The sequence below is a fragment of the Rhizobium sp. 2MFCol3.1 genome (assembly GCF_000377565.1).
Classification (GTDB): Bacteria; Pseudomonadota; Alphaproteobacteria; order Rhizobiales; family Rhizobiaceae; genus Rhizobium.
In genome coordinates this window covers 95,440-121,379 of sequence record NZ_KB898366.1, presented here as the reverse complement: position 1 = coordinate 121,379, position 25,940 = coordinate 95,440, and the positions used below count along the sequence as shown (strand labels likewise).

Annotated in this window: 29 protein-coding genes and 1 pseudogene; 21 read left to right on the top strand and 9 right to left on the bottom strand. The window is 59.0% G+C overall.

Translation table 11 applies throughout. The features are described from left to right. The first annotated feature begins 70 nt into the window (after positions 1-70). The 4 genes from D460_RS0123235 to D460_RS0123220 are packed head-to-tail and all read left to right on the top strand — an operon-like array spanning position 71 to position 4,384. Entirely contained in the window at positions 71-1,117 is a 1,047-nt protein-coding gene (locus D460_RS0123235) for a class I SAM-dependent methyltransferase (RefSeq protein ID WP_081619963.1), read from the top strand. Continuing rightward, positions 1,117-3,474, top strand: a complete 2,358-nt coding sequence (locus tag D460_RS0123230) for a SpoIIE family protein phosphatase (RefSeq protein ID WP_018900997.1) — start codon at positions 1,117-1,119, stop codon at positions 3,472-3,474. The genes D460_RS0123235 and D460_RS0123230 overlap by 1 nt, the downstream gene beginning before the upstream one ends. A 3-nt stretch (positions 3,475-3,477) precedes the next feature. Next, entirely contained in the window at positions 3,478-4,038 is a 561-nt protein-coding gene (locus tag D460_RS0123225; RefSeq protein WP_018900996.1) for a hypothetical protein, read from the top strand. 7 nt (positions 4,039-4,045) lie between these two features. Continuing rightward, positions 4,046-4,384: an STAS domain-containing protein gene (locus D460_RS0123220; protein WP_018900995.1), complete on the top strand. Its 339-nt coding sequence runs from the start codon at positions 4,046-4,048 to the stop codon at positions 4,382-4,384. Between the two features lie 47 nt (positions 4,385-4,431). Here D460_RS0123220 and D460_RS33670 read toward each other — a convergent pair whose 3' ends face one another. After that, a complete protein-coding gene (locus D460_RS33670; RefSeq protein ID WP_245267788.1) occupies positions 4,432-4,653 on the bottom strand; it encodes a DUF982 domain-containing protein in 222 nt (73 codons plus the stop codon). Between the two features lie 4 nt (positions 4,654-4,657). Beyond that, positions 4,658-4,837, bottom strand: coding sequence for a hypothetical protein (locus D460_RS36850; RefSeq protein ID WP_245267791.1), 180 nt, complete (start codon positions 4,835-4,837; stop codon positions 4,658-4,660). Here D460_RS36850 and D460_RS37185 point away from each other — a divergent pair. The 7 genes from D460_RS37185 to D460_RS0123180 all read left to right on the top strand — a co-directional run bounded on the left by D460_RS37185 (position 4,752) and on the right by D460_RS0123180 (position 10,151). Further along, on the top strand, positions 4,752-5,015 hold the full coding sequence (locus tag D460_RS37185) for an EamA family transporter (RefSeq protein ID WP_018900993.1): 264 nt from the start codon (positions 4,752-4,754) through the stop codon (positions 5,013-5,015). The two genes, D460_RS36850 and D460_RS37185, sit on opposite strands and share 86 nt — an antisense overlap. A 297-nt stretch (positions 5,016-5,312) precedes the next feature. Then, positions 5,313-5,864, top strand: a complete 552-nt coding sequence (locus D460_RS0123205; RefSeq protein WP_018900991.1) for a DUF924 family protein — start codon at positions 5,313-5,315, stop codon at positions 5,862-5,864. A 181-nt stretch (positions 5,865-6,045) separates the two neighbouring features. Next, positions 6,046-6,282, top strand: coding sequence for a hypothetical protein (locus tag D460_RS34660; RefSeq protein WP_081619962.1), 237 nt, complete (start codon positions 6,046-6,048; stop codon positions 6,280-6,282). A gap of 34 nt (positions 6,283-6,316) precedes the next feature. Continuing rightward, positions 6,317-6,547 carry a hypothetical protein gene (locus D460_RS0123195; protein ID WP_026283438.1) on the top strand — a complete coding sequence of 77 codons (231 nt, stop codon included), beginning with the start codon at positions 6,317-6,319 and terminating at the stop codon, positions 6,545-6,547. Between the two features lie 217 nt (positions 6,548-6,764). Then, the gene (locus D460_RS0123190; protein ID WP_018900988.1) at positions 6,765-7,139 is read left to right on the top strand and encodes a VOC family protein; all 375 of its coding nucleotides are present in this window, start codon (positions 6,765-6,767) and stop codon (positions 7,137-7,139) included. Positions 7,140-7,641: 502 nt separating this feature from the next. Further along, positions 7,642-8,655 (top strand): ABC transporter substrate-binding protein, encoded by a 1,014-nt coding sequence (locus tag D460_RS0123185; RefSeq protein ID WP_026283437.1) that lies wholly within the window; start codon positions 7,642-7,644, stop codon positions 8,653-8,655. Between the two features lie 59 nt (positions 8,656-8,714). Further along, positions 8,715-10,151: an amidohydrolase family protein gene (locus D460_RS0123180; RefSeq protein WP_018900986.1), complete on the top strand. Its 1,437-nt coding sequence runs from the start codon at positions 8,715-8,717 to the stop codon at positions 10,149-10,151. 45 nt (positions 10,152-10,196) lie between these two features. Here the strand turns inward: D460_RS0123180 and D460_RS0123175 are convergent, their stop codons facing one another. Continuing rightward, positions 10,197-11,087 carry a LysR substrate-binding domain-containing protein gene (locus tag D460_RS0123175; RefSeq protein ID WP_018900985.1) on the bottom strand — a complete coding sequence of 297 codons (891 nt, stop codon included), beginning with the start codon at positions 11,085-11,087 and terminating at the stop codon, positions 10,197-10,199. A gap of 148 nt (positions 11,088-11,235) precedes the next feature. On the opposite strand from D460_RS0123175, the gene D460_RS0123170 reads away from it, so the two are divergent. The 7 genes from D460_RS0123170 (at position 11,236) to D460_RS0123140 (ending at position 17,625) form a co-directional block, all read left to right on the top strand. Next, positions 11,236-12,282 (top strand): ABC transporter substrate-binding protein, encoded by a 1,047-nt coding sequence (locus D460_RS0123170; RefSeq protein ID WP_196809363.1) that lies wholly within the window; start codon positions 11,236-11,238, stop codon positions 12,280-12,282. Positions 12,283-12,350: 68 nt separating this feature from the next. Beyond that, complete coding sequence (locus tag D460_RS0123165) at positions 12,351-13,142, top strand: SDR family NAD(P)-dependent oxidoreductase (RefSeq protein WP_018900983.1); 792 nt, start codon at positions 12,351-12,353, stop codon at positions 13,140-13,142. A gap of 11 nt (positions 13,143-13,153) precedes the next feature. Then, complete coding sequence (gene allB / locus D460_RS0123160) at positions 13,154-14,587, top strand: allantoinase AllB (RefSeq protein ID WP_018900982.1); 1,434 nt, start codon at positions 13,154-13,156, stop codon at positions 14,585-14,587. Positions 14,588-14,592: 5 nt separating this feature from the next. After that, a complete protein-coding gene (locus tag D460_RS0123155) occupies positions 14,593-15,432 on the top strand; it encodes an ABC transporter ATP-binding protein (protein ID WP_018900981.1) in 840 nt (279 codons plus the stop codon). Beyond that, positions 15,429-16,205, top strand: coding sequence for an ABC transporter permease (locus tag D460_RS0123150; RefSeq protein ID WP_018900980.1), 777 nt, complete (start codon positions 15,429-15,431; stop codon positions 16,203-16,205). The genes D460_RS0123155 and D460_RS0123150 overlap by 4 nt, the downstream gene beginning before the upstream one ends. Before the next feature lie 43 nt (positions 16,206-16,248). Continuing rightward, a complete protein-coding gene (locus tag D460_RS0123145; protein WP_018900979.1) occupies positions 16,249-16,662 on the top strand; it encodes a DUF3830 family protein in 414 nt (137 codons plus the stop codon). A gap of 78 nt (positions 16,663-16,740) precedes the next feature. Next, complete coding sequence (locus tag D460_RS0123140; RefSeq protein WP_245267787.1) at positions 16,741-17,625, top strand: acetamidase/formamidase family protein; 885 nt, start codon at positions 16,741-16,743, stop codon at positions 17,623-17,625. Between the two features lie 202 nt (positions 17,626-17,827). Here the strand turns inward: D460_RS0123140 and D460_RS37180 are convergent. Continuing rightward, positions 17,828-18,176: pseudogene (locus D460_RS37180) on the bottom strand (winged helix-turn-helix transcriptional regulator); the annotation flags it as partial. Positions 18,177-18,332: 156 nt separating this feature from the next. After that, positions 18,333-18,956, bottom strand: a complete 624-nt coding sequence (locus tag D460_RS34655) for a hypothetical protein (protein ID WP_018900977.1) — start codon at positions 18,954-18,956, stop codon at positions 18,333-18,335. Between the two features lie 256 nt (positions 18,957-19,212). Between D460_RS34655 and D460_RS35345 the strand changes: the two genes are divergently transcribed. The 3 genes from D460_RS35345 to D460_RS33650 all read left to right on the top strand — a co-directional run bounded on the left by D460_RS35345 (position 19,213) and on the right by D460_RS33650 (position 21,413). Continuing rightward, on the top strand, positions 19,213-19,440 hold the full coding sequence (locus D460_RS35345; protein WP_280741333.1) for a helix-turn-helix transcriptional regulator: 228 nt from the start codon (positions 19,213-19,215) through the stop codon (positions 19,438-19,440). A 106-nt stretch (positions 19,441-19,546) separates the two neighbouring features. Then, positions 19,547-20,473 (top strand): type IV toxin-antitoxin system AbiEi family antitoxin domain-containing protein, encoded by a 927-nt coding sequence (locus D460_RS0123120; RefSeq protein ID WP_348625651.1) that lies wholly within the window; start codon positions 19,547-19,549, stop codon positions 20,471-20,473. Beyond that, positions 20,463-21,413, top strand: coding sequence for a nucleotidyl transferase AbiEii/AbiGii toxin family protein (locus D460_RS33650; protein ID WP_051110824.1), 951 nt, complete (start codon positions 20,463-20,465; stop codon positions 21,411-21,413). Before D460_RS0123120 ends, D460_RS33650 begins: the two co-directional genes overlap by 11 nt. A 253-nt stretch (positions 21,414-21,666) precedes the next feature. Here the strand turns inward: D460_RS33650 and D460_RS0123110 are convergent, their stop codons facing one another. From D460_RS0123110 to D460_RS0123095, 4 genes are read right to left on the bottom strand one after another with little or no spacing between them, the layout of a single operon-like run. Then, a complete protein-coding gene (locus tag D460_RS0123110; protein ID WP_018900974.1) occupies positions 21,667-22,983 on the bottom strand; it encodes an ArgE/DapE family deacylase in 1,317 nt (438 codons plus the stop codon). 2 nt (positions 22,984-22,985) lie between these two features. Continuing rightward, entirely contained in the window at positions 22,986-23,942 is a 957-nt protein-coding gene (locus tag D460_RS0123105; protein ID WP_018900973.1) for an ABC transporter permease, read from the bottom strand. Further along, on the bottom strand, positions 23,942-24,916 hold the full coding sequence (locus D460_RS0123100) for an ABC transporter permease (RefSeq protein ID WP_018900972.1): 975 nt from the start codon (positions 24,914-24,916) through the stop codon (positions 23,942-23,944). The genes D460_RS0123105 and D460_RS0123100 overlap by 1 nt, the downstream gene beginning before the upstream one ends. A gap of 18 nt (positions 24,917-24,934) precedes the next feature. After that, positions 24,935-25,921 carry an autoinducer 2 ABC transporter substrate-binding protein gene (locus D460_RS0123095; protein WP_018900971.1) on the bottom strand — a complete coding sequence of 329 codons (987 nt, stop codon included), beginning with the start codon at positions 25,919-25,921 and terminating at the stop codon, positions 24,935-24,937. Positions 25,922-25,940 lie beyond the last annotated feature (19 nt).

Genomic DNA, 25,940 nt, shown 5'->3' with positions numbered 1-25,940 from the left:
TCAAGAAGTGACTCTCGTTGGGAAGCTGAGGCCGCATGCCTCATCCGATATGAGGGATCTCTTGGAGCTCATGGTCGAAAGCTTCGGCCGCTGCAAAGGGGTTGCCTATCTCAATGTAAAACGTCTCACACAGATTAACGGAACCGCCTTTGAAGCGTTGGAAAGTAGCCTTGTTTCTATCTGTGCGGACCTCCGAATTGTCATCGTAACGTCTAGTGTAATCGCATGGTCAGCCAAGCTGTTCGCAACCCTTGCAGCTGCCGGGGAAAATCTGACGGTAGAGGTCTACGATTCTGCGTTCTATCCAGGGCAATCGTTCTTGGAGGACGAGAGCTTCATCCCAATTCTGCGCACTCAGACTAAAATGACTTGGCGACACGAGCGTCAGATGCTTCCACGCCATGGTCTCGAGCGGGGGGCGAGGATCGCGGACATCTGTTGCGGCATCGGCGATTTTGCGTTGTTGGTACAGAAGGAGTTCAATCCCGGCCGAATGGTCGCGCTCGACCATTCCAAGCGCAGTTTGGAGTACGCACGTCGCGTCGCCAAGGATTTTGGTCTGACGGAAGTCGAATATACTTACGGCGACGCCTCACAGATGCTCTTGGCAGACGATGAATTCGATTTCGTTACCTGCCGTCACTCTCTTCAGATATTTGATCGGCCTGAGGTTCTATTGCGGGAACTCTACCGCATATGTCGGCCAGGCGGGCGGGTCTACATCACCAACGAAAAGAACTCTCATTGCCTCGGCGAGCCACACGCGGACTCAATCGCCTGGACATACGCTGAGGTTGCCAAGCTTTTCGCCCATTTCGACATGGACGTGGAGATGGGCCCCAAGAGCCGGCGGCTGCTGACCGAAGCTGGTTTCGACGAAATCAAGGTCGAGAGTTTCATGGTCACCAACATGGATGGTGATCCTCAGGACTTTGCGGACGTAATCGACGCCTGGGAGAACGTCTACGCCGGAGAGATGGCCGCGCGAAGGGGAGATACGCCCGAGTTCATCAGAAAATTCAGGCAGGGCTTCGTCGACCATCGAACAGCAGCATTACATCCCAAAGGCTATGCAGGTTGGCCCATTTGGGCGGCTTCGGGGAGAAAGCCTTACTGATGGATCAGACAACCGCGAAGCCTTCGATGCGCTGGGGTTCATTTCGGGCCAAGTTCGTTCTTTTGGTCGGCGGTGCCGTCTTGTTTGATCTTGTCGTCAGCGGCGGGCTCGCTCTTTGGAATGTTCAAAGGCTCTCTCGAGATGCCGCGACCGAGGTCGGCCATGGTCTGGAGAGCGCCAGCCAAGACTATCTAAAGTCATATGTCACTTCCACGGCATCACAAGTGTCTTTGCTTCTCGCCCAAGTCCACAGCGACGTCACGGTTCTTGCTGGCATAATGCAAAGCCAGATCGCGGATCCCGCGCTGCGCTCGGAGATCGGATTATCGGCCGCGAAAGCCTACCCCGGGAGTACTCAGGTCAGCTATGACCCAAAAGGCCGGTGGGCGCAAAACGCTCCTGGAACCGCCTCCGTGGTCAGTGTCTGGGGTTATCTTTTGGGTCCGGATCATTTGCCGCGAGCCGATGTTCAGTCCGAGATCGACTCCAGTGCGGTTTTGAACATCGTTGCCCCCAGCCTGTTGAGCAGTGGCTCGTCGAAGCTGCAGATGTATTACATCGGCCCCAAGGAGAGGCCGATCTTCCGCACCGCCCCCTATACGGACCAGGCGCAGACTTTCGATCGCCTCTATCCGGGGCACAACGACGCCAATTTTTGGGAGTTCTTCTTTCCAGGCCTTTATGAATCGTGGCAGGCTTGGGCAAGAGAACCCACGACACGCCCTACCCCCTCCGACATTACCCAGACTGCTCCATACACGGACGCAATCACTGGCAAGTTGATCGTCAGCTTTTTCCACCCGCTCTGGTCATCCGACAGGAAGGATGTCGTCGGTACGGTCGGTGCGGACATCACGCTCGACCAGCTGGCGCAGATCGTCGAAAACGTCAAAGTGGCACAGAGCGGATTTGGTTTCCTGGCAATGTCCGATGGCAACGTCATCGCGATCAACAAAGTAGGTGAGAACACAATCGGGATTAATGCCGCAAGCGAAGGAAAGGGGAGCGGTGTCACCGGCGTCGAGAGGTCGCTGAAAACGAGTACGCAGCCGGCGATAGCAAAACTGGCGCTAGATCAACAAGAGGGCATCCAGCACCTGCTCCTTAACGTGGCCGGAAACCAGGTGCCGTTTATGCTCATCATGAAGAAGCTTCCCGCGACCAACCTATGGTCGACGGGGCCGGTGCGATCCGAAACCATGTCTCTAGGCATCGTCGTTCCGGAACAGGAAATTTACGCCTCTCTTGTCACCGCACAGAGCAAGATCACGGATGCCACAAACCGGATTGTTGCCTACCAGATATTGGCCATTCTCGGATCGCTGTTGATCGTCACCGTGGCCGTCCTTGCTGCGTCGAAGCGGATAACCGCTGGCGTCAGTGCACTTGCGAGCGCCGCGCAAAGGATCCAAGCCAAGGACTACTCGGCACGCGTGGCCGTAACCAGCCGGGACGAGGTTGGCGCAGCGGCCGAGGCTTTCAACAGGATGGCTCAAGACATCAGCTTCCACACCGAAAACCTCGAACAGCTTGTTGAAGAGCGCACTGCCGAAATCGAGGACGCGAAAGAGGAAATCTCCGCTCTCAATGCCCAACTCGAGCGGGAAAACCGTCGCCTGGGATCGGAGCTGGCGGTTGCCGAGCGTATCCAGATGATGGTTTTACCATTGGAGGCGGAGCTAAAATCCGCGCGAACGCTTGAAGTGGCCGCCTACATGCGCGCCGCAGACGAGGTCGGCGGCGATTATTACGACGTCCTTGAAAGCGGAGACCGTCTAAAGATCGGCATCGGTGACGTCACCGGTCACGGCCTGGAAAGCGGCGTCCTCATGCTGATGGTGCAGTCTGTCGCGAGAGCACTTCAGGAGGCGGGAAACACAGACCCTGTGAAGTTCCTGACCGACTTGAACAGCGCTCTTTACAAAAACATCGAGAGAACCAAGATCGACAAGCACGTCACGCTGGCCTTTCTCGATTACGATGGCAAGGAGATGATCCTGTCCGGCCAGCACGAAGAAGTTATCGTGATCCGTTCCAACGGGAAGCTCGAACGGATCGACACCATGGATCTCGGCCTCCCCATCGGACTTGAAGCTGATATTTCGCCGTTCGTGAATTCCATCAGAATTCCGTTCGAACAGGACGATATTATCGTCCTTCATACCGATGGCGTGACAGAGGCCGAAAACAGCGCCGGGGAGCTTTTCGGAATCGACCGCCTGTGCGCGGAAGCTCTTCGCTTGAAGGACAGAAGTGCCGACGCAATTGTCTTGGGGATCACAAATACCCTGATGGAATACGTCGGATCCCATAAGATACACGACGACATCACCCTTCTCGTACTTAGGCGCAGGTGACGGATGGCGAGCAAAATCTACGGTTCTTGCGATTTAGTGGATGTAAACTTCGATGGCGGTGCGCGGCTCACGCTGATCGATGGTCCATTGCAACTAGGATGGAAACATTCGGGGATCACGTCAGACTTCATCGCGGAAGTCATGGCGATGCCGTTCGCGTCGAGAAAGGACAGTTACAATGACGTTCACCACAGCATCAGCTACCTGACCAACGAATTGATCGAGAACGCGGTTAAGTTCAGGTTGCCCGCGGAGATCAAAATCGAGGCTTGCCTTGGCGATGCTGAATTTCTTCTGCGCGTTCGCAATCCGATAGATCCGGAAACCTCGTCGGTATTTCAGCGGAAACTCGATCAAATCCTGGACGATAATCCGGGCGATCTTCTGATCCAACAGATTGAGGCGAATGCTCTCTCCGACGGCAGTACTTCCGGCTTGGGGTTGCTGACGCTGCTCAGTGACTATGGTGCCAAAATGACGTGGGAGTTTTGCCCTCATGAGATGGACAGCGTAATGTTGACGACCACGGCCGCCGTTGCAGTTCCCTTGACCTCAAATCTGTGAGTTAACGATGGAAATCAGAGACGAAGACTTCAGAGTGTGGGCGGAAGGAAACGAAGTGTTTTTCGACGGTGTCTTGCGGTTGGCAGGGCCGGATGCCTATGCCCCCATCTTTTCGTTGGCTTCAGCTATGTTGGGAGCCGAGCATGAGCGCGTCATCCTCAATCTGACCGGATTGGAGTTCCTCAATTCGTCCGGCATCAACCTTCTGGCAAAACTGACGATCGAGGCTCGGAAAAAACCTGACGTTCAGTTGGTCATAAAGGGGACAAGCCAGTATCCTTGGCAATCAAAGTCGCTCCCGAACTTGAAGAAACTCTACCCGCAGCTAGACCTTCGACTAGCTTGATCCCATTTTGCAACCGCGCAGATCGTCGTCCACGGACATATGGCGGATCACGCAGCGGTCCTCGCGCGAACCGTCGGCGTTTGTGCAGGAGAAACGAGCGTGATGACACCCATGCCAGCCTCGGTCACCGCCCGAATGAGCGCGGCCCTGGCGTTCTCAGCGGTGCTTTGTCCTCTTATCGCATCAAGACATTCTTTCACGGCGATCACGTATTCTTCGCCGTCATCTTCGTCCCAATGGGTGAGCAGTGCGTTTGCGGCATCGAGCAATGTCCTAATTCTGATCGTTCTTTGCCGGACGACCAAGATCAGCGGCAGGAAACTCTGCGATCTGTAGCATTCCATGACGCTTCTCCCAGAAAATGCTAATGTATCTTTCCTTTGCAAGAAGCGGACCAGGTAAAACTTTACGAAGCGCCAAACTTACGACACTGTACTTCTCAGCGCCGATCATCACCGTCTTCCTGTCTATTCTCGTGCTGAAGGAAACAGTCGGAACCGGGCGGTGGATCGCGTGCGCCGGCGGTTTCGTAGGCGTCATCATCGCGGCCAAGCTCACCCCCTCCCCCAACTTAGCGTTATCGCAGTTACACTGTGACGTCGCGGCTTGCATAAATATGAAGTTCCCCTAGACTTACCAAGTCGCTGAGGGGGACGAAGCCGAATGCAATCCAAAAACAAGGGGCCAGTTGCTGCCATATGCGCAATCGTCGTGGGTGTCGCGGGTTTCTTCCTTTTCCTATATTTAACCGGACACGATCCCGACGAGCGGCCACTCACGCTCTTTGAATGGGTCCTAGCTGGTATCCTTGTTGGGCCAGGGTTCGGTCTCTTGTTGAAGTGGCGAAGAGCGAAAGAGCGCTAGGGGCGCGCAGGTTTTGGAGAGCCTCGCATCATGGCAGCAGCCAGCTGCGGCGCAAGGAGGATACGTGAGTTCGATCTGTACACCTGAGGACGTCTATAACTTCTGGTTCAAGAAGTGCGGGCGCGACGACTGGTTCCGTGGCGCCACTGAGCTCGACGCCGAAATCAAGAACCAGTTCCGCGACACCCATCTTGCGCTCGCAGCTGGTCCGAGCCCCGAATGGCGGGAAAACGCCGCAAACCATCTCGCGCTGATTGTCGTGCTCGATCAGTTTGCCCGCAACATCTACCGCGGAACAGCGCTCGCATTCGCGACTGACGGCCTTGCCTTGGCCGAAGCCGAATTGGCGCTCAGATCGGGCCACGACAAGCTTGTCCCGCCGGAACTCCGCGTTTTCTTCTACATGCCGTTCGAACATGCGGAGGATATCGCGCATCAGGATCGCTCCGTTGCACTGTTCAGCGAGCTGGGCGATGAAGAATACCTCGACTATGCGATCCGCCACCGAGAGGTGATCAGGTCATATGGCCGCTTCCCGCATCGCAATCGGTCACTTGGCCGACAGTCGACGGTCGCCGAACTTGAATACTTGGCGCAGCCGGGAGCAGGATTTTGAATGCGTTGTCAACAATTGCTCCCAGAATTTCGTCGACGTCCTCCGGCGCACACGCAACGCTCAGGGCCTTGTCTTCACGCTAATCATCCGGATCTCAACGGGTTGTGAGAAAGTGCCGAACTTGATCTTGGTGGACCCGGGCTGTAGAGAGGCTGCTCGAATAACGCATGGACTACAGACTTTGACTATACGCTATCTATGGACCCTCGACCGCGCTGGTCAGCAGTCCCGCAATGGCCTCGCGACTGAGAACGAACTAATCGATTTACTCAATAAAGAAGCCTTGCCCTGTGTGATGCCCGCTGATTGGCTCCTGGCGACTATGCAAATCGATATGGAAGGCAGCGGCCTTTCGATCCACGAGTCCAAGCACAATCCCCAGGATACGTGGAAGCTTGAACTGAAACTGGCGGCGTGAAACCGAGCGCTACACGGAAACCGGGAACATGACAATGAGTGAACTGACCGTAGAAGATGCAACGAAGCGGATCTATGAATCCCTTCAGGCCGACAATGTCGATATCGACGAGCGCATCGCAGACCTCAAGGCGGCGCTGACGCGTGCAGGCCAGAAAGAGGCCCTGTTCGACCCCGCCAAGCTCGTGCAGAGCAATCGCGAGGGCCGGAAACGGATGAAGGCGTATTTTCGCCAGCGCGGGGTCACTGTTAAGTTCTCGGATTGACGCAAACTCCTAGCGAGTAAGAATACGCCAATCTGACGGCTTTTGTTGCCGGCTTTGCGCCACTGCATTGATCGGTTGCTGGTTTGACGAAAGCGATGCCACTCGTGGCTGACGCTATCTGACCTAATTTTGTCTGGATTTGATTCGGCCCGGTGTAGTATCCCCTCGCGCGGTTAGACCTGTGTCGCGCGCTCATACCATTTCGGGAGATGATGCAATGTTCACGCACGTCATGATTGGCAGCAACGACCTGGAGCAAGCTAGACGGTTTCACGACGCCACGTTCGTCGCACTGGGAGGCAAGCCCGGCGAGATGGATGCGAGAGGCAGGCTGATATACGCCCACGAGGGCGGTCGGCTGATGATCACGAAACCGATCGATGGCAATCCGGCAACGGCCGCCAACGGCGGGACCATCGGTATCGCCGCCACGAGCCCAGATCATGTTTTGGGTTGGCATTCCGCGGGCACGGCGAACGGTGGCACAGCAATCGAGAGCCCGCCCTCGGAGCGTCCGAACGGGGCGTTCGTCGCATATCTCCGCGATCCTGATGGAAATAAACTGAGCGCGCGATCTCAGCCGACGAAGTGAGGTGGCATCATCCGAACTATATATCGAAGCCGTGAAAGCTCAAGAATGCTCGTGTCTGAAGGCTGAAACGAAATCCTTACGGGCTAACTCCACAACGCGGATATCGGAACAGCGGACAAACGTTCCCCGAACGGGCCGCGCCAATTCCGGAATAGTTCACGAGTTGTCCCGAATGCTAGGCAGCAGAATGGTGATGCCATCCAGGCGTCCCAGCGCGCCCTCTGCCCCACCCACCGCCTCCAGTGAAGCCATTTTGTCATCGCTCGCGCGCGTAAAGAGCAGTAGCCGGCATCGGCGACCGGTTCTAACGTGTCGATGTCTTTCGACATCCAGGCGCACAATCCAGCCTCGCTTCAACGGCAGACACTCTGACAACCTGGCGGTCCGCGAACCACAGATGCCATCGGCGCCTGCGGCGGCAACGGTTGTTGCCGGGATTGCACGCGCCACCGCGCATTGCCGCGTCATGTCGCATGACACGGCCTTCAGAATGGGAACACAAATGAAAAAATTCATCCGGTCACTGATAATACCCGCGCTGATGTTCGCGTCGCATGTTCATGCGGCCAATCTTCCGATCAAATTGACGCTCGACTGGAAGATCCAGGGTATCCACGCCTGGTTCTATCTTGCCAAGGAAAAAGGCTACTTCGCCGACGAGGGACTGGATGTCCAGATCGATCAGGGAGAAGGCTCGGCGGTGACGGTCACACGCATCATGTCCGGCGCCTATGACGCAGGCTTCGGCGATATGAACGCCATCATCCAGAATGCGTTGATGAAGCCCGACGTATCGCCTGTCATGGTCTATCAGATCTACAATCAGCCGCCGTTTTCAGTTCTGGTCAAGAAGGATGGCCCGGTCACCGACCTGAAAAAGCTGGCCGGTCTCAAGATTGGAAGCCCGGCCGGCTCGGCCGCGGGCCGCCTCTTCCCCGCGTTGACCTCGAATGTCGGCATCGATCCAAGCAGCGTGGAAATGGTCAACGTCGCACCGAATATCCAGGAGCAGATGCTGATCCGTGGAAACGTGGATGCAAGCCTGGTCTTCAATGTCACCAGCTATCTGAACCTGATCGGTCTTGGTCTGGACCCCGACAAGGATTTCACCTGGTACAATTATGGTGCTCACGGCGTGGACATCTATTCCAACGGCCTGATGGTCTCCCGCAAATTGATCAACGAACATCCGGAAGCCGTTCGGGGACTGGTGAAGGCCGTGAACAGGGCCATGATCGAGGTCATGCATGATCCCGCGCTCGGCGCGGCGACAGTCAAGGCCGTCGAGCCGCTGATAAACGAGCAGCTGGAAAAGCGCCGGATCGAATTCGCCATCAAGAACCTGATCGTGTCGGAAGAAACCGGCAAGGTTGGCGTCGGTGATGTGGATGTCTCGCGCCTGACGAGATCGATCTCCAGCATCAAGGCTGCCTACGAGCTTAAGGGCGACGTGACGCCAGACAAGGTATTCACGGCCGAATACCTTCCGCCTCTTGCTGAGAGAACCGTCAACTGATCTCAAATAGGCGAGCTCCGGATTTCATCGGAGTTCGCCCACCGTTAACGAGAATGCTTATGAGTGACCGTCAAATCATTGTGGCCAAGGCCCTCATCGGAGAGAGCTACGAGCCGGTTGGACCAGTCGAAATCCGGGTCGAATCGGGCCGTATCACCGCCATCCGATCAGCAACTGACGATGCCGCAACGCCGCGTATCCTGGCCATGCCCGCATTGGTCGATGGACACAATCACGCACGACCGCTGTCGCCAACGTCGTTCGGCGCCGGGATGAAGCCGCTTGAGACCTGGCTGCCTTCGCTTGCCGTCATGCCGGCCGTTGATCCCTACCTCGCAGCGGCCGCGTCATTCGGGCGATCCGCGCGCGGCGGCTGCGTTGCCGTCATGGTGCACCTGATCCGCCCCATGGGCCGTGAGCCTCTGGCGAAAGAAGCGCACGACTATGCCCGCGCTGCTTCGGATGTCGGCGTGTCGATCGGTTTTGCGATCGCCATGCGGGATCGGAACCCGATCGTCTACGGCGACCATACCGACATCGCGGCAAAGCTCGCCGATCGATACAAGATCGACGATATCTGGCGGGCGGAGACGATGTCGCCCGAAGAACAGATCAAGCGCGTTTCGGACGTTGCCTCGGAACTGGAAAATGAGTTGCATGTCGATGTCCAATTCGGCCCCACCGGTGTGCAATGGTGCTCCGACGGCCTTTTGGAAGCGATCGCCAGCGCATCGGCGGAGACCGGTCGCCGCATCCACATCCATCTTTTGGAAACGCGTGAACAGCGCAGGTGGGCCGACCGCACCTATCCCGGTGGTATCATCGAACGTCTGCGTGAAATCGGCCTGCTGTCCCCTCGCCTGACGGTCGCGCATTGTGTTTGGGCAAGGCCGGAAGAACTCTCTGTCCTGGCGAGCCACGGCGTGAAGATCGCCGTCAATCCCTCTTCGAATTTGCACCTGAAATCCGGCATCGCGCGCGCGGGACGGATGAAGGCGTCGGGGCTTCGCTATGGCATCGGCCTTGACGGATGCGCGTTCGACGAGGACGATGACGCCCTGCGGGAACTGCGCCTGTTTCGCATGCTCAATGCTGGCGTGGCTTTCGACGAGGAGATCACGCCCGCTGATGCGCTGGCCGCGGCCTGCGCAACCGGGCGCGAGATGGTCGGTCTCCCTGCCGGCGGACGCATAGACGTCGGCATGCCCGCTGACCTCTTGCTGCTCGATCTCGACCGGCTGGACCGGGACCGCGTGATGGAGGTCGATCCTCGCCACTATCTCTTCGCGCGTGCAACGCAAAGGGACGTCGTCGAGGTGATCCGTGGCGGGAAGACGATCGTGGGGGACGGCAAGGTACTTGGGATCGATCTCGAATCCGTTGAAACGGCGCTTCGCCAGCAATATCGAGCGGCGATCGGTTCGACGCAGCATATCCAGGATGCATTCGCGGCACTCGAACCGTTGATCGGCGCGCATTATCGCGGTTGCTGCTAGAGCGCAGCTTCCGCGCCCAGGTTCAGCGCGCGGTGAGCGTTCGATCTACGTCATCGCCTTGACCAGCCTATCCGCGAAGCTGGACGCGGCGATCGGCAGGACGCGTCCCCTGAGTTGGCACAGTACGAGGTCGGAGCGCGGTATGTCGCGCTCGTCTATCGGCCGGCCGACCAGCCCCATCCCGAAATCCTGCCGCGGCGCGCCGGCCTCGATCTGGAATGAGATCATGTTTCCGCGAAGAACCAGCCCTCTCAGCATCTCGAACGAATTCGATTCCGCCATGATGTCGAACCGGAAGTCGCGGCGGGCAATCACCTCATCGAGAACCTGTCGCCCGCCGAGGCTTTGATCCGGCAATGCGAGCGGCTGTCCGACACAATCGGAAAGCCGAAGCACCTGCTTGGACGCCAGCGGGTGATCTTCCCGCATGATCGCGACCAATCGCTGCGGCAGCGAGGTTAATATGCGTATGCCCGGCCGCATGTAGGCTCGGTAGACCAGAGCGAGATCGACATCGTATTCGACGAGCGCGTTGATCGCCGCGTTATGGTCCATCACCTTCAGATCGAAAACGAGCCGAGGGTTGTCCTTTCGGAACTCCCCGATCTGAAACGGCAGAAAGTCGAGTGCAAGCGCCTGGCTGCAGGCGATCTTCACCGGTCCGCGCCTTAAGCCACGCAGGTCTTCGACTTGTGAACTCAGCCGCTCAGCATCGGCGATCTGACTTCTGGCATAGCGCACAAACAATTCACCCGCCGTGGTCAACTTCACGCCACGCGCACGCCGTTCGAATATCGGCGTTCCTATCTCCAACTCCAGATCCTGGATCTTGCGGTTCATCGCCGATGCCGTGATGTTCATCCGCTCCGCCGCCTGGCGGATCGAGCCCGCTTTGGCGATTTCAGAGACTTGTTGCAGCAATTTCAGATGACGCATCGCTTGCTCCGAGTGAGGCCTTTTTGGCACCGTTCATACACAAAAATTGCGGTTGAGATACACACTGGACCGTGTACTCTCGCATTGCAACATCAAAGAACAAGCCGCGACAAAGGCGGCCTCCCACGACCGGACAAGGGGAACAACAATGGCTAATCACCAGATGAAGACGCGCGCCCGTATGCTGGCGCTTGCCGCCGCCACAGCACTTTCCGCATTGACAGGCACCGCGGCACATGCCGAAACTAGCATCAAGATGGTCCTGAACTGGAAGTATGAGGGGCCGCAGGGCCTACTTTTCCTCGCCGAGGACAAGGGTTACTTCAAGGAGGAAGGCCTCGATGTGACGTTCGACCAGGGCAACGGCTCCGGTGCAGGCGTTCCGCTGGTTGCCAACGGCGCCTATGACATGGCGTTCGGCGACATCAACGCCTTGATCGAACTCGCCGCCAAGAAGCCGGAAGACGCGCCCGTTGGTGTCTTCATGATGTACAGCCAGCCGCCCTTCACCGTCGCCGTAAAGGCAGACAGCCCAATCAAGTCGCCGGCCGATTTTCCTGGCCACACGCTGGGTGGCGCGGCCAATGATGGCGCGCTCAAGCTCTTCCCGGCGCTGTGCTCCATCACCAAGATCGACTGCACCAAGGTGAACATCACCAACATGCAGCCGAACCTTCGCGAGCAGATGCTGATGAAGGGCCAGGTCGAAGGCGTGTTCGGCTATGTCAACACGATCCGCTTCAGCTCCAAGCTCATCGGTGTCGATCCCGACAAGGAACTGCGCTTCATTCGTTACGGCGACTACGGAATGGATCTCTATTCGAACGCCATCATTGCCTCCAAGAAGCTGGTCAAGGACAATCCCGACGCGGTGAAGGGCTTCCTGCGCGCGATCAATAAGAGCATCAAGGACGCGATCAAGGATCCGGACGCAGCGATCGCCGCCGTTCAGAAGCGCGAACCGCTCATCAAGCCAGCCATCGAGCGCGAACGCTTCGACGCGACCATCGCCAACGAGATGAACCACGACGAAATCGCCAAGATCGGCTTCGGTGACGTTGATGACGCCCGTCTCGGCAAGTCGATCGATATCATCGTCAAGGCAAAGGAATTGCCGCGCACACCGGCGCTCACCGAAGTTTTCGATCGCAGCTTCCTCCCCGCCAAGGACGACCGTCTTACGGTCATGAACTGAGCCACCCAATGACGGCGGCGCCAGCGCGCCGCCCCTCCCATCACAGTTGAAATAACGGAAACAACATCATGGACCTGATGCTGAAGGATAAAGTCGTGTTCATCACGGGCCCCGCCAAGGGAATGGGCGCGGCCATCACGCTTGCCTTTGCCAATGAAGGCGCGAAGCTCGCTCTCGTCGGCCGTGATACGGCAGCGATCGGGCCAGTCGCGGAGGAAGCCCGGTCCAAAGGCTGTGCCGTTGTCGTTATCGGATGCGACCTGACAGACGCCGGACAATGTGACGCCGCCGCCCTGAAGACCGTTGAAGCCTTCGGCCGTATCGACGTCCTCGTCAATGTCGCCGGCGGCTCCGGCCCGATGGGCAAAACCGGCGTCGAGACAACACCGGAAGAATTCGACGACATAGTCACGCTCAACATGAACGGCTGTTTCCACACGATCCGCGCGGTTCTGCCGTCGATGATCGAGAACAGCTACGGCAAGGTCGTCAATGTCGGGGGCACCTTCGGCATGAAGGGGCGCGCCGGCCGCCTCGCCTATTCCGCCTCCAAATGGGGCCTACGCGGGATTACCAAGAGCTTCGCGCTCGAGGTCGGCCAGCACAACATCAACGTCAACTGCGTCGCCCCAGGCATGGTCGATGGCCCCCGTTTCCGCGACAAGGTCTGCAAGACCATGGCGCTGAAACTCGGCATCACGGAGGAAGAGGCAGCAAATCGCCATGCGGAAGACTACGCGCTGAAGCGCATCACCGTCGACGACGATGTCGCCAATGCTTGCCTGTTCCTCGCCAGCGACGTCTCGCGCCAGATCACCGGCGTCGACCTGCCCGTCGATGGCGGCTGGGCTGCCCTTTAAGGAGATATGAGATGACCACCGAGATCATTGCAGACCTCGTCGTCCATGGCGGCACGATCGTCACCCCCGACACCCAGTATCTGGCGAGCATCGCCATCAAGGATGGCAAGATCCTCGCGATCGGCGAGAAGGATGCGATGCCCGAGGCCAAGGACAGTCTGGATGCGACCGGTCTCCATATCTTGCCCGGCGCGATCGACGTCCATGTGCACTTCCGCGACCCCGGCTATCCGCAGAAGGAGGATTTTGCGAGCGGCACGGCGGCGGCGGCTTTCGGCGGCGTCACCACCGTCTTCGACATGCCGAACACGCTGCCAGCGATCTCCGATGCCACATCGCTGGCCGAAAAGCATGCGATCGCCGGCGCCAAGGCCCATGTCGACTATGGCCTGTACGCCGTGCTCGGCGAAGACAGCCTGCCGAATATCGGCGAACTGATCGAGGGCGGCGTCATCGGCTTCAAATGCTACATGGGCAACACGTTCGGCCGCATCCCCTCGCCGACGACGGGCGCCATGCTCGAACTCTTCGAGATCGTTGCGCCGACCGGCAAGCGCATTTCGCTGCACGCCGAGACAAATTCGATCATGGAGCGCCGCGAGGCCCGGTTGCGCGCCATGGGCCGCACCGATCCTCTGGCCCACCTCGCCGCCCGCCCGGCCGTCGTGGCGGCGGAAGCCGTTGCCCGCGCCGCCATCCTTGCGGAATGGACGGGCGCGCGTATCCATATCCTCCACATCTCGTCCGCCGCCGAGCTTCGGCCGCTGGCAGAGGCGAAGGCGCGTGGTGCCGATATTACCGGCGAGACCTGCCCGCAATATCTCCTTCTGTCCGCCGATGATTACGAGGCGAAGCGTGGCGTCATCCGCGTCAACCCGCCGGTGCGCGAGGCCGAAAACCAGGATCCGATCTGGCAGGCGCTTGCCGACGGCACGATCGACATGATCGCCACCGACCACGCTCCCCATTCGATCGAGGAAAAGACCCGCGAGGACATCTGGACTGTCGATTGCGGCTTCCCTGGCGTCGAAACACAGATGCCGCTGATGCTGACCGAGCTTGAGCGTCGAGGGGCAAGTCTGTCCGACTATGTGCGCTGGAGCGCCGAGAAGCCCGCCAAGTGCTGGGGCCTTTACCCGACAAAGGGTGCGCTGATGGTGGGTTCGGACGCCGATCTCGCGATCGTCGACACCAACCGCGAGTGGACGATCGACGACGCGCAGATCCAGTCGACGGCGAAAATCTCGCCCTGGCACGGGATGAAGGCAACGGCGCTTCCGATCCACACCATCGTGCGCGGTCGCTTCGCGATGAAGGACCGTACGCTGCAGGACAGCGCCAAGGGTTGGGGCCGTTCGGTTCATGCGATCCAGCAAATGCCGGCACCGGACGTTCGCAACGCCGACCAGACCATGGCCGCCGTGACAGCGCCCAGGAAGGGCTGATCGCCATGAACCAACCTCTCGCAACCGGGGTCGTCCCCGGCAATCCCGTGATCGATCTGGAAAGAGTGAACGTCACTTTCGGTGGCGAGAAGAACAAGACGGTGGCGCTGGCGGAGACGTCGCTCAGGATCGAGAACGGTGAGTTCGTCGCCCTCGTCGGCCCGTCCGGCTGCGGCAAGTCGACGATTCTGAAACTCGTTGCCGGCACGCTCTCGCCATCGAAGGGCAATATTTTCGTAACCGGTCGCGAGATCGGCGCGAACGAGGTCAGGATCGGCATGGCCTTCCAGAACCCGACCCTGCTGCCCTGGCTCAACATCCGCGACAATGTGATGATGCCGCTGAAGATCGTTGCGCCGTTCAAGCATGGCTATGCCAGAAAAAAGAAGGGCGAATACCGCGATCGCGCCGAAGCGCTGCTCTCCAAGGTCGGTCTCTCGGGCTTTGGTGATAAATTCCCCTGGCAGCTCTCGGGCGGCATGCAGCAGCGCGCCTCGCTTTGCCGCGCGTTGATCCATGACCCGACACTTCTGCTTCTGGATGAGCCTTTCGGCGCGCTCGACCAGTTCACCCGCGAGGAACTGTGGGAGATCATGCAGACGCTCTGGATCGAACGGCGCCCAACCGTCGTTCTCGTCACCCACGACCTGAAGGAAGCCGCCTATCTCGCGACCCGCATCTGCGTGATGCAGGCGCGGCCGGGCCGCATCATCGAGGACAGCATCGTTCCCTTCGCCCGTCCACGGACCATCGACGTCTCCTTCCAGCCCGAATTCGTGTCCCTGACGCAAAGGCTCCGCGAGCGCATCGTCGCCGCACGCGCCGTCAACGAGGTGCAGTCATGACAGCCGCCGCCAAACGCCAGATCCTCTCCGCCACCTGCATCGTCGGCTTCTTCGTGCTTTGGGAGGTCATATGCCTCGCCTTCAACGTCTCGGATCTTGTCTTGCCGCGCCCGAGCCAGGTGCTCGTAACGCTCTTTACTCAGTTCCCGGCCATTTGGCCGCACACTATCCAGACGATCTATACGACGCTGCTTGGTCTCGGCCTTGGCATCATCCTTGGGCTGGCGCTCGGTATGTTGATCGGCTCGTCGCGGCTTGCCTATGATGTCGCCTATCCGCTGCTCGTCGGCTTTTCGTCCATCCCGAAGGTCGCGATCGTGCCGATCCTCGTGCTCTGGTTCGGCTCTGGCACCGTTCCCGCCGTGCTAACGGCCATGGTGATGTGCGTCTTCCCAATTGTCGTCAATGTCGCCGCCGGTCTCGCCTCGACCGAGCCGGAACTGCAGGACGTCATGCGGACATTGAAGGCGACGAAGCTCGAGATTCTCTGGAATATCGGGCTGCCGCGCACCATGCCGTATTTCTTCGCATCGCTGAAGGTCGCGGCCACCCTCGCCTTTGTCGGCACCGTCATTTCCGAAACCGTCGCTTCCAACCGGGGGATCGGCAATGTGATGATGATCGCGAGCTCCAGCTTCGACGTGCCGCTGGTCTTCGCCGGCCTGTTCATTCTGGCGGCGCTTGGTGTCGCGCTGTACGTGGTCTTCTCGGTAATCGAGGGGCGCGTTACCGGCTGGGCCAGACGCGGCGACAATTTTTCCGCTGGCGGCTGATACGCCCGCTGGCCCTTACTCTTTCCCATTGACAGGAACAGCAATGACCAAGCTCAAGATCACCGCCGGCCCTTTTACCTTCGACGCCCGCCTGGAGACGGAGGATGCGCCGAAGACTTGCGCTGCCTTCCTCAAGCGCCTGCCCTATGAGAGCAAGATCGTGCACGTCCGCTGGAGCGGTGAAGGCGTTTGGGTGCCGCTCGGCGACGAAGACTTCGGCGTCGGTTACGAGAACCACACCAGTCATCCGGCCCCCGGCCACATCATCCTCTATCCTGGCGGCATCAGCGAGACGGAGATTCTGCTTGCCTATGGCGGCGTGGACTTCTCCTCCAAAATGGGCCAGCTTGCCGGCAATCACTTCATCACCCTGACGTCGGGCCTCGAGAACCTGAAAACGCTCGGCAACCTGACGCTCTGGGAAGGTGCGCAATCCATCCGCTTCGAACTGGCCTGATCCAGCATGCCCCATTACGACGTCTTCCCCACACCAGACACCGTGCATTGGGGCCACCTCGATGCGCGCCGTCGGCCAGTGATCGAGATCGATCCCGGCGACACCGTGACGATCCATAGCGTCAGCGGGTCGCCTTCCGAGGCCTCGCGCAACCCCACCCATTCGGTCCGGCCGGAATTGCAGGCGATCCACGAGGCGCTGGCGCCATCGCCCGGCCCCCACATAATGACCGGCCCAATCCATGTCCGCGGCGCCAAGCCTGGTGACGCCTTGCGTGTCGAGATCCTTGATGTCAGGCTTCGGGATGATTGGGGTTTCAATATCGTGAGGCCAGGCAAGGGCGCGCTGCCGCATGATTTCACGCAAGATGAAACCCTGCATCTGAGCATTGACCGCGAGGCCGGCACCATCAGCACACCTTGGGGCATGATGATGCCGGCACGACCCTTTTTCGGGGTCATGGCTACCGCCCCGAAACCAGAAGATGGTTGCCTGACCTCGATCATTCCGGGCTATTTCGGCGGCAACATGGATAATCGCGAGCTGACTGCCGGCTCGATCCTCTATCTGCCTGTCTCCGTCGAAGGCGCTTTATTCTCGGCCGGCGACGGCCACGCGTCGCAGGGAGACGGCGAGGTCTGCCTGACCGCCGTCGAGACCGGACTGAGCGGAACATTCAAGATCGATGTCGTCAGCGGCGCAGAGCTTGCAATGCCCTACGCCGAGACCGCCGATCACCTGATCGTCATGGCGTTTGACGAGGACTTGCAACAAGCAGTGCAGACCGCCCTTCGCTCTTCGATCCAAATGATCGTCGAAAGAACGCATCTGACGTCGGTACAGGCCTACAGCCTTTGCAGCATGGCTGCCGATCTACGCATCACGCAGGTCGTGAACGTGAAGAAGGGTGCCCATGTGATGATTCCCAAGGCTTTGGTCGCACAAAGTGCCAGAGACTCGTAACGGAGCGAGTCGGCGTGGCTATTTCCGTCTTGGCTCGCTGCCGCTTGGAGACGCTCCAATGCATGCCTAACACGATTGCACATATCTACTCTTATAGACAGCCGATACCAGCGATTACTCTGATGTGCCTGCTGGTCTTGCCGGAAATGAATCACATAGCCTGGTGCTCTTGAGGGGAATCGAACCTTCGGCTCATCTATCTTCATGAACTGATAGGTATGGGACCGGTGCCTTCACTGAGAATTGCGAGATATCGGCGATAACTGAACACGCGGCCACGTTGCAGCCGGTGACCTTATCAACGATGCCCAATCGCTCCAGATCGGCGAGTGCAGCGTTGACCGTTGGTGCGGACAGGCCTTTATCTGAACAATATGGTTCGCCGTGTGAAAAGGGTTCTGCTGGAAAACTTCGTGAATGCGAACTCTATCACTCTCCATTGTGATCCTTTCCCGATCTTCCTTGAAAAGTTCGGCGATCTAGGTCGTAGCTTCAAACGCTTGATTGGCAGTATCCGCCACACCGGCCAGGAAAAAGTCCAGCCAAGCTTCCTATTTCGCTGACAGATCGTTTCGACGAAACGACCAAGCGATGTTTGAATTGGGAAGCAGACATAACCTTATTTAAGCAAGAAGCATGTCATTTAATTAAGCGCTGAGCTTAGGTAAGCGCGCTTAATTAACGCGCGCACGTCGTACACGCGACAATCAATCGTCCGGCACCGCGATCTGGATAAGATCAGCGAGAATAGCTCGTAGCTGCGGCCACGGTGCTTCCTGCAAGCCCGAGCCTGGATCTTCCGTCTCCAGAACACAATGCAGTTTCGCCGCGATGCCGGCGAAAGATTGGGGCGCGGCGTTCCATAGCGCCTCGGATAATTCGTCTTCTGCTTTAGCGGTTTCCGCTTCATCGTGCTGGGCTTTGGAGTATCCGATGCGAAGTGCCACTCTATCCCAGTCAGCATGCCGTGCCGCTAGTTCAGCCAGAGTCGTCCGAAGCATGCCCCCCTGTTTGGGGTCTGACAATAGGCAGTTGATTTCGTCAGCGGTGTAGGCCCAGATGAAACCATCGCCCTCGAAAAGGGCGATTTGCACCCGTGGGAAACTGCCAAACTCGCGGAGCATTTCTGTCTCGAGCCTTTGCTGCCGACGACAGGCGTCGCGGAACGATCTGTGCGCCGTCAGCCAATCACGCCATAAAGCCACCGCGGGATCCGCACTATTCCCAACCCATGCAGGTTGGACCACTCCCTGGGCCTTGATGATCGATGCGGCGGCACCGGCCAATAGGCTCCGGCGCGTTGCCTCAATAGTGTGTTCAGAACCAGTCATTTGCGTGTTCCTCGGCTCCGATAAAACTACATGAACTTGATGCTCCGAAAGCCGATGAAAACGTCGCGAGTATATAGGGGAGTTTTCGGCGAGTGATTGCGCGCAAACTTCTGCTATTCTCAGAATCAGCCATGATCTAAGCTCCTGATAGCTAGATTGTGGTTAGGTCAAGCGAGGATTGCAGCTCCTCTCTTGACCGTCGTGCGACAGCAAATAAGGAGTCTGAAGCAATTAATTATGATGTCAAGGTTATAATATGATAACAGGGGATCAAATTCGTATGGCTCGCGCGGCACTGAAATGGGGTGTGAGAGATCTTGCGAAAGCGGCTGGTGTTACTCCGGCTACAGTAACGCGCATTGAAGGCGGAAAAACCGGGCACACTGCGACGTTGAAGGCAATCCAACTAGCATTTGAAGCGGCAGGTCTGGAATTCCTATTCGAAAATGGAGTCGGTGTTCGTATCACGAAATCCGGCGACTAGTCCGATTTGCCGCCTCTGCTCGCCTGACCGACTTCATGGAGTCCGTTCCGGCCCTGGCGCGGGATGAGCAGTTTTCACCTAATAACGGCTTTGAGATTGAAGCCGAATGTCTATTAATAATAGACAGATTCGCACCTCAATAAAGTCGGGCTCGCATGGACTTTATTTTCATGCTATAATGTCAACCATGAGTGGACAACGAGAAACAAAGCTAAAGCAACTTCTCCATCAAGTCCCACCTGGTTTCTTGGTGGATTCGGACTGGATGACTCGGCACGCGATCTCGAGGCAGTCCGTCTCAGGCTACGTCAGACAGGGCTGGCTCGAGCCCGTCAAGTCGGGCCTGTACCGCCGTCCGTTTTCATCGGGCACTAACCCGGACGTCGTCGGAGGCTGGAAGATACCCGTGCTCTCGGCCGTCTGGCTCATGCAGCATAGATTTCATGTCGGTGGAGCGAGCTCTCTCTCTTTGCTGGGACACGCTCATTACCTGTCGCTAGGCAGCGAATTCGCCCTTTATCTGTACGGATCCAATATCCCGAAATGGCTCTCGAAGCTGCCGACGGAGGCAGACGTAAAGACAAGGAGTAACGTCCTGTTTGGCGAAGGAGCGACTGGCGTTGAGAACGCGAACTTAGACCTTTCCAGCGACGATGATCCAGAACTGGCACAGAGCCCATGGCGCTGGCCGATGCCGATGTCCTCACCCGAACGCGCGATTCTCGAAATGCTCGACGAAGTCCCGAAGGGCGAAAGCTTTCATAAGGTGGACGTGGCGTTTGAGAGCCTTGCTAATCTGCGCCCGAGACTGCTGACGACGCTCCTCTCTCTGTGCCGAAGTGTCAAAACAAAACGCCTCTTCTTCGTCTTCGCCGACAAGCATAATCATGCCTGGCGCCGGTACATTGACATCTCCTCCATAGATCTAGGCACGGGTGATCGGGCGTTGACGCCGGGTGGCCGGCTGCATCCTATGTACCGGATTACAGTACCGGCCAACTTGATGCCAAAGGAGATCCAAAGTGGCCCGTGAACAATACATGCGCCAGGTCGACCTCCTGGTGCGAACCCTTCCTATTATCGCCCGCCAAGAGGCTTTCGCCCTGAAGGGCGGGACTGCGATCAACCTCTTTTATCGCAACATGCCTCGGCTCTCGGTCGATATCGATCTAACCTATCTCCCAATCGAAGACCGTGAAACGACGCTGAAGAATATCGACATGACACTGGAGCATATCCGTGAGGATTTGATTCGTAGTCTGCGCGGTGTGACCGTCCATAGGATCGCCGGCGGCGGAAACAACGACACACGCGTTTTGGTCCGCCAGGGAAATGCCGAAATCAAGATCGAAACGTCACCCGTTGCAAGAGGAACGGTCCATCCGCCTGAACGCCGACGTGTGAGCGCGGCCGTGGAGGACCAATTCGGGTTCGCCGAAACGCAAGTCGTCTCGTTCGAAGACCTGTTCGGCGGAAAACTGCACGCGGCGGTGGACCGGCAGCATCCACGAGACCTGTTCGATGTGAAACTGCTCTATGAAAACGAGGGTCTGACCGACGCCCTGTTCCGGACTTTTCTGATCTATGTTGCCAGTTCCGGGCGCCCGCCGCACGAATTGATCAAGCCGTCGATCGCAAACCTCGACGAAGCCTTCGTGAAAGAGTTCCAAGGGATGACGATCGAGCCCGTCGACCTCGAAGATCTGAAGGCTGCGAGGACCCGAATGACGGCCGATATCCTCGCAAAGCTCGACGACGAGACGATGCGCTTCCTGCTATCACTCCACGACGGCAAACCAGATTTCGGCGCAATCGGCTTGCCCCAGGCGGCCGAACTTCCCGCCGTCCGTTGGAAGCTTCTGAACCTGGAAAAGTTAAAAGCCCAAAACCCAGAGAAACATGCGCAGCAGAGGCGTGAGATACAGGATATTGTGCCGCAGGCTAGTGACAACCTCGAAGCGGCTAAGCGCTGACCTCTAGGGTAGGCCTCACCGATGAACCTCGGCTTCGCTATAATACGTTCTTGAAAGGACGCGAACCATCGACCCGCGAAGGTACTGCAATTATTTAGCGTACACGCCGATGTTCTGGGTCTTGCCTCGAACGAAGATAACTCTCGCTTTCGTTACGGCCAACCGAGCTCACTCTTTGATTTTACTGGCAGTCGGCTTCAAGCTACCGATCGCCTCCTAACAGAAAGCGATCGGTGATCGTCGGGACCTCCTCTCAGCCACACCACTTCTGCACGGCAAGCGCAATGGCCTTTGTGCAGTCGATCAAATCACGCACGGAGACCCGTTCGTTAGGCTGATGCGCTTGCGCAGGATCGCCCGGACCGAAATTGACGGTCGGCGTGTTGCCGAGTCCGGTCGGCAGGCCGATATCGCTATGAGCGCCGAAACCCGACAATGCCGGCGACAGGCCGGCCGTCTCCGCTGCCTCCTGGAAGACGGACACGAAGGGATTATCTGCCGGGATTTCGGCGCAGTCGGCATCGAGAATCCACTCGACGCGGGCAGGATGCTCGCGCAGATAGGGATCTGCCTGGCAGACGTTTCGAACGTGCTCTTCGATCTCGCGCTTGACATTACCGCCGAGCGCAAACTCGTCCTTTTCGCTCGGCAGATATTGCGCGTCGATGATGATTTCAGCACGGCCGGCCATCGACGACGGATGCTCGCCGGCGGTCATCTGGGTAACGATGATCTGGTTCGGCAGGTCCATCAGCGGATGGTTCTTCTTCGGATCGAACATCCAGCGGCGGTTGAGGATATCGATACCATCAAGCATCTGGCGGCAGAGTTGCACCGCATCGACCGGGCCGCTCGTATACCAGGAGTTCGGCGTCAGCTCTGCGTGGCCGCCGATCCCATCGATGATGATCTTACCCCAGAGGATGCCGTGGCAGAGTGGTGCGATGCGGTTCGCGGTCGGCTCCGTCATGATGCCGGCATCAGCCTTGAAGCCGCGGTCGACCATGGCGAGCGAGCCCATGCCGCCGATCTCCTCGTCGACAACGGTGGTGAAGACGACATCGCCCTTCAGTTCGATGCCCATCTCCTTGAGGATTTCGACCGCCATCAGCATGCAGGCGACGCCACCCTTCATGTCGACCGTGCCGCGGCCATGCAGAAAACCGTCCTTCAGCACCGGCACGAATGGGTCGGTGGTCCAGTGCTCGACCGCGCCCGGCGGAACAACGTCGATATGGCCGGTCAGCATGATCGAGCGGCCCTCGCCGGTGCCCTTCAGCGTGCCGCCGAGATTAGGGCGCCCCTCGAAGGTGCGGCCCTTGTTGGCGCCAGGGCGACCCTCGTACTTGGCATAAAGTGCTGGACCATCCGGATCCCAGAGGTCGGTGGTAAAGCCGAGTGCTTCCAGCCGCTTCTGCAGATAGAGCTGGCAGTCACGCTCGCCGGGGCCGGCTTCCTTCGGGTTCGACTTGACGATTGACGGGAAGGACACGAGGTCGCTCAACGTCCTTACGATCCGATCCTGCGCCGCCTCGACGCGTTCGGCAATCTGTTCTTCTAAGGATGGCATGCTTAACTCCAGCGTTTTGAAAGGCGTTCGATGAGGAGGACGGCGATCAGCAGTGCACCGACGATGCCGACTTGCCATACGGTGTTGACGTTGAGTTGCAGAAGCCCGGTCTTCAGCGTGACGAGCAGGATCACGGCGGCGATGACGCCGCCCACTCCACCGACGCCGCCCGTGATGGCGACGCCGCCGAGCATGACAGCCGTCAACGATTCAAGCTCCAAGTTCTGCCCGATATTGGGCCTGCCGCTTCCGAGCCAGGCGAGAGACACTAGCCCCGCCACACCGGCAAGCAGGCCGCTCAGGCCGTAGACAAGAAGCCGGGCGCGATCGACCGGAATACCGACCAGCCGCGCCGAGCGCTCGTTGAAACCCATCGCGAACAGCCACCGCCCCCAGGCGCTGCAGAGAAGCAGCACGGCGGCAACGGCGAAGACCGGCACGACAAGGGTCACGAAGGGCATCGGCAGGGAAAGCACCGCGCCACGGCCCCACGGCAGCAGCCAACCCGGCACGCCGGACTGCGCCGCACCACCGGTCAATGCCAGCGCAAGGCCGGAATAGATGAAGAGCGTGCCGAGTGTGGCGATCAACGGCAGGATCTTCAACCGGGTCACCAGCAGGCCATTGAAGAGCCCCAGCAGCAGCCCGGCAAAGACGCATGCGAGCGGCAGCAGGCTCGGCGGCAGGCCGGCCTTGACGGCGAGCATGGCGAGCACCACCGACAGCGACATGGTGCCGCCGACCGACAGATCGATACCGGAGCCGCCGGCCAGGATGACGACGCACTGCCCGAGCGAGACGAGCGCCAGGATCGTCGAGAACTGCAGCACGGTCGTGACCGTCGACGCACTGAACATAGTCGGTCGAAGGGCCGCGAAGAGCAGGATGACGACAATCCACAACAGGGCGAGCAGCACGAGGATGCGGTTGGAGCCCGAGAGCTTTAGAAGGTTTCTCATCACGACATCCACTTCGCCTTGAATTCACCGATGCGCGAGGCTGGCATCTCGAGCGCGAGCACGCCGATCAGAACCATGCCCGTGACAACTGGCTGCCAGAGCGACGGTACGCCGATCAGAAGCAGGCCGTTCTGCAGGATGCGGAGCAGGATGACGCCGAGCGCCGTGCCGAGCAGGCTGCAGCGGCCGCCCATGATGCTGGTGCCGCCAAGGACCACTGCCGCGATGGCATCGAGCGCCAGCGTGCTGCCGATCGCCATTTCTACGTTGCGATAATTCGCCACGTAGAAGCTCGCGGCCAATCCGGTCAACGTACCGCTGATGACGAAGGTCGCGATCCTGACCTTGGCCACCGGCACGCCCGAAAGCCGCGCCTTCTCCTCAGCATTGCCGATCGACAGCAGATGCGGTCCGTAGGGCGTGCGGCGAAGCCCGAGCCAGACGACGAGATAGGCGAGCGCGATGACGATCACCGATAGCGGCAGGCCGAAAATGGTGCTGGACAGGAGTTGAGTCAGCCCGACGGGCAGACCCGAAAGCCATTGCCCGCCAAGCAGCGCGAATATCCCCATGCGATAGACGCCGAGGAGACCGAGCGTGCCGACGATCGCCGGCACCCGGCCGAGAACGACGACGAGCGCCGTCACCAGACCGAGAACCGCACCGGCCGCCGGGCCGATCAAAAGGCCAAGCGCCGGCGCTACCGACGCTAGCAGGCCATGGGCGACGGCAATGGCGGCAAGCCCCATGAGGATGCCGATCGAGACGTCTATGCTGCCCATCGCCAGCAGCAGGGTCATGCCGAGACCGGCCAGCATCAGCTCTGTGCTGTTGCGGGCGATGGTCGCCGCATTGCCTGCCGTCGCGAAATAGGGTGACGCGACAGAAAATACGATCGAAGCGAGAATGGCGGCGCCAAGCAGCGCCCATTCACGTCCGCCGATGGCGAGAAGACGTGGACTTGACTGTCGCATCACGGATTTTACCTTGCCTTAGAAGTCGAACTTGTCGACGTTTTCGGCGGTAAAGACGGCCGGAGGGCCGAGCAGCAGGATGCCGCTGTCGGCATTGTAGGTGACCGGCGAGGTGAAGCCCGGAACGGTGTTTTCAGCCGCGAAAGGCTTGCCGTCGATCAGCTGCTTTCCGGCCCAGACCGTCAGGTAGCCAAGCTGTGCCGGATCCCACAGGACCGAGAAGCCGAAGGAGCCGCTCTTGAGATAGGCGCGCGCCGTGTTCGGGCTGCAATAGCCGGTACCGATGACGGAGCCGATCTTGCCTGCCGTCTCGATGGCCTGGGCCACACCCGGGCATGTCGAAGAGGCAACCGCGATGATGCCCTTGATATCGGGGTTCGCGGTCATCAGGTCGCCTGATATCTGCGCGGCGCGCTGGGCGGTGCCGCCAGCGAACTGCGGTTCGAGCAGCGTCAGCTTCGGATACCTTTCCTTTGCCCGCTTCTGCATGAAGCCGATCCAGGCGTTGAGGTTGGACGCCGTCGCCTCGCCCGAGACGATGCCGATCTTGGCGTCTTCACCGACGCGCTTGACCATTTCGTCAATGATCGAATTGCCGAGGCCTTCGTCGGTCGCCTGCGCGACATAGACGGCGCGGCCGCTGTCGGGGGCATCGCTGTCGCTGGTGAAGAGCTTGACGCCCTTCGCCTTGGCGGCTTCGACGACCGGGGCAATGGCGGAAGCGTCGAGCACGCTGACGGAGACGGCGCTGACGCCTTGGTCGATAAGGTTCTGGACGATCTGCAGCTGGTCGACCGGATTGGTATCGACCGGGCCCGAATAGATGAAATCGACGCCGAGTTCTTCAGCGGCCTTCTTGCCACCGGCTTCCATGGCATTGAAATAGGGAATGCCGATCAGCTGCGGCACGAAGGCCACCTTCGGCTTGTCCTGCGCAAAAGCGGAGGAAGCAAGCGCGAGCGTCAGTGCGGATACGGCGAGAACTGTTTTGAACTTCGGAAACATGGGATCCTCTCTGGAACGG

Coding starts and splice junctions, on each gene's coding strand:
- D460_RS0123095 (WP_018900971.1), bottom strand. CDS start 25,921: ATGTTTCCGAAGTTCAAAACAGTTCTCGCCGTATCCGCACTGACGCTC.
- D460_RS0123150 (WP_018900980.1), top strand. CDS start 15,429: ATGACAGCCGCCGCCAAACGCCAGATCCTCTCCGCCACCTGCATCGTC.
- D460_RS0123220 (WP_018900995.1), top strand. CDS start 4,046: ATGGAAATCAGAGACGAAGACTTCAGAGTGTGGGCGGAAGGAAACGAA.
- D460_RS0123185 (WP_026283437.1), top strand. CDS start 7,642: ATGAAAAAATTCATCCGGTCACTGATAATACCCGCGCTGATGTTCGCG.
- allB (WP_018900982.1), top strand. CDS start 13,154: ATGACCACCGAGATCATTGCAGACCTCGTCGTCCATGGCGGCACGATC.
- D460_RS0123105 (WP_018900973.1), bottom strand. CDS start 23,942: ATGAGAAACCTTCTAAAGCTCTCGGGCTCCAACCGCATCCTCGTGCTG.
- D460_RS0123100 (WP_018900972.1), bottom strand. CDS start 24,916: ATGCGACAGTCAAGTCCACGTCTTCTCGCCATCGGCGGACGTGAATGG.
- D460_RS0123170 (WP_196809363.1), top strand. CDS start 11,236: ATGGCTAATCACCAGATGAAGACGCGCGCCCGTATGCTGGCGCTTGCC.
- D460_RS0123230 (WP_018900997.1), top strand. CDS start 1,117: ATGGATCAGACAACCGCGAAGCCTTCGATGCGCTGGGGTTCATTTCGG.
- D460_RS0123175 (WP_018900985.1), bottom strand. CDS start 11,087: ATGCGTCATCTGAAATTGCTGCAACAAGTCTCTGAAATCGCCAAAGCG.
- D460_RS0123195 (WP_026283438.1), top strand. CDS start 6,317: ATGAGTGAACTGACCGTAGAAGATGCAACGAAGCGGATCTATGAATCC.
- D460_RS0123235 (WP_081619963.1), top strand. CDS start 71: ATGGTCGAAAGCTTCGGCCGCTGCAAAGGGGTTGCCTATCTCAATGTA.
- D460_RS0123165 (WP_018900983.1), top strand. CDS start 12,351: ATGGACCTGATGCTGAAGGATAAAGTCGTGTTCATCACGGGCCCCGCC.
- D460_RS0123155 (WP_018900981.1), top strand. CDS start 14,593: ATGAACCAACCTCTCGCAACCGGGGTCGTCCCCGGCAATCCCGTGATC.
- D460_RS0123225 (WP_018900996.1), top strand. CDS start 3,478: ATGGCGAGCAAAATCTACGGTTCTTGCGATTTAGTGGATGTAAACTTC.
- D460_RS37185 (WP_018900993.1), top strand. CDS start 4,752: ATGTATCTTTCCTTTGCAAGAAGCGGACCAGGTAAAACTTTACGAAGC.
- D460_RS0123110 (WP_018900974.1), bottom strand. CDS start 22,983: ATGCCATCCTTAGAAGAACAGATTGCCGAACGCGTCGAGGCGGCGCAG.
- D460_RS0123180 (WP_018900986.1), top strand. CDS start 8,715: ATGAGTGACCGTCAAATCATTGTGGCCAAGGCCCTCATCGGAGAGAGC.
- D460_RS35345 (WP_280741333.1), top strand. CDS start 19,213: ATGATAACAGGGGATCAAATTCGTATGGCTCGCGCGGCACTGAAATGG.
- D460_RS36850 (WP_245267791.1), bottom strand. CDS start 4,837: ATGATCGGCGCTGAGAAGTACAGTGTCGTAAGTTTGGCGCTTCGTAAA.
- D460_RS0123120 (WP_348625651.1), top strand. CDS start 19,547: ATGTCTATTAATAATAGACAGATTCGCACCTCAATAAAGTCGGGCTCG.
- D460_RS0123190 (WP_018900988.1), top strand. CDS start 6,765: ATGTTCACGCACGTCATGATTGGCAGCAACGACCTGGAGCAAGCTAGA.
- D460_RS34655 (WP_018900977.1), bottom strand. CDS start 18,956: ATGACTGGTTCTGAACACACTATTGAGGCAACGCGCCGGAGCCTATTG.
- D460_RS0123145 (WP_018900979.1), top strand. CDS start 16,249: ATGACCAAGCTCAAGATCACCGCCGGCCCTTTTACCTTCGACGCCCGC.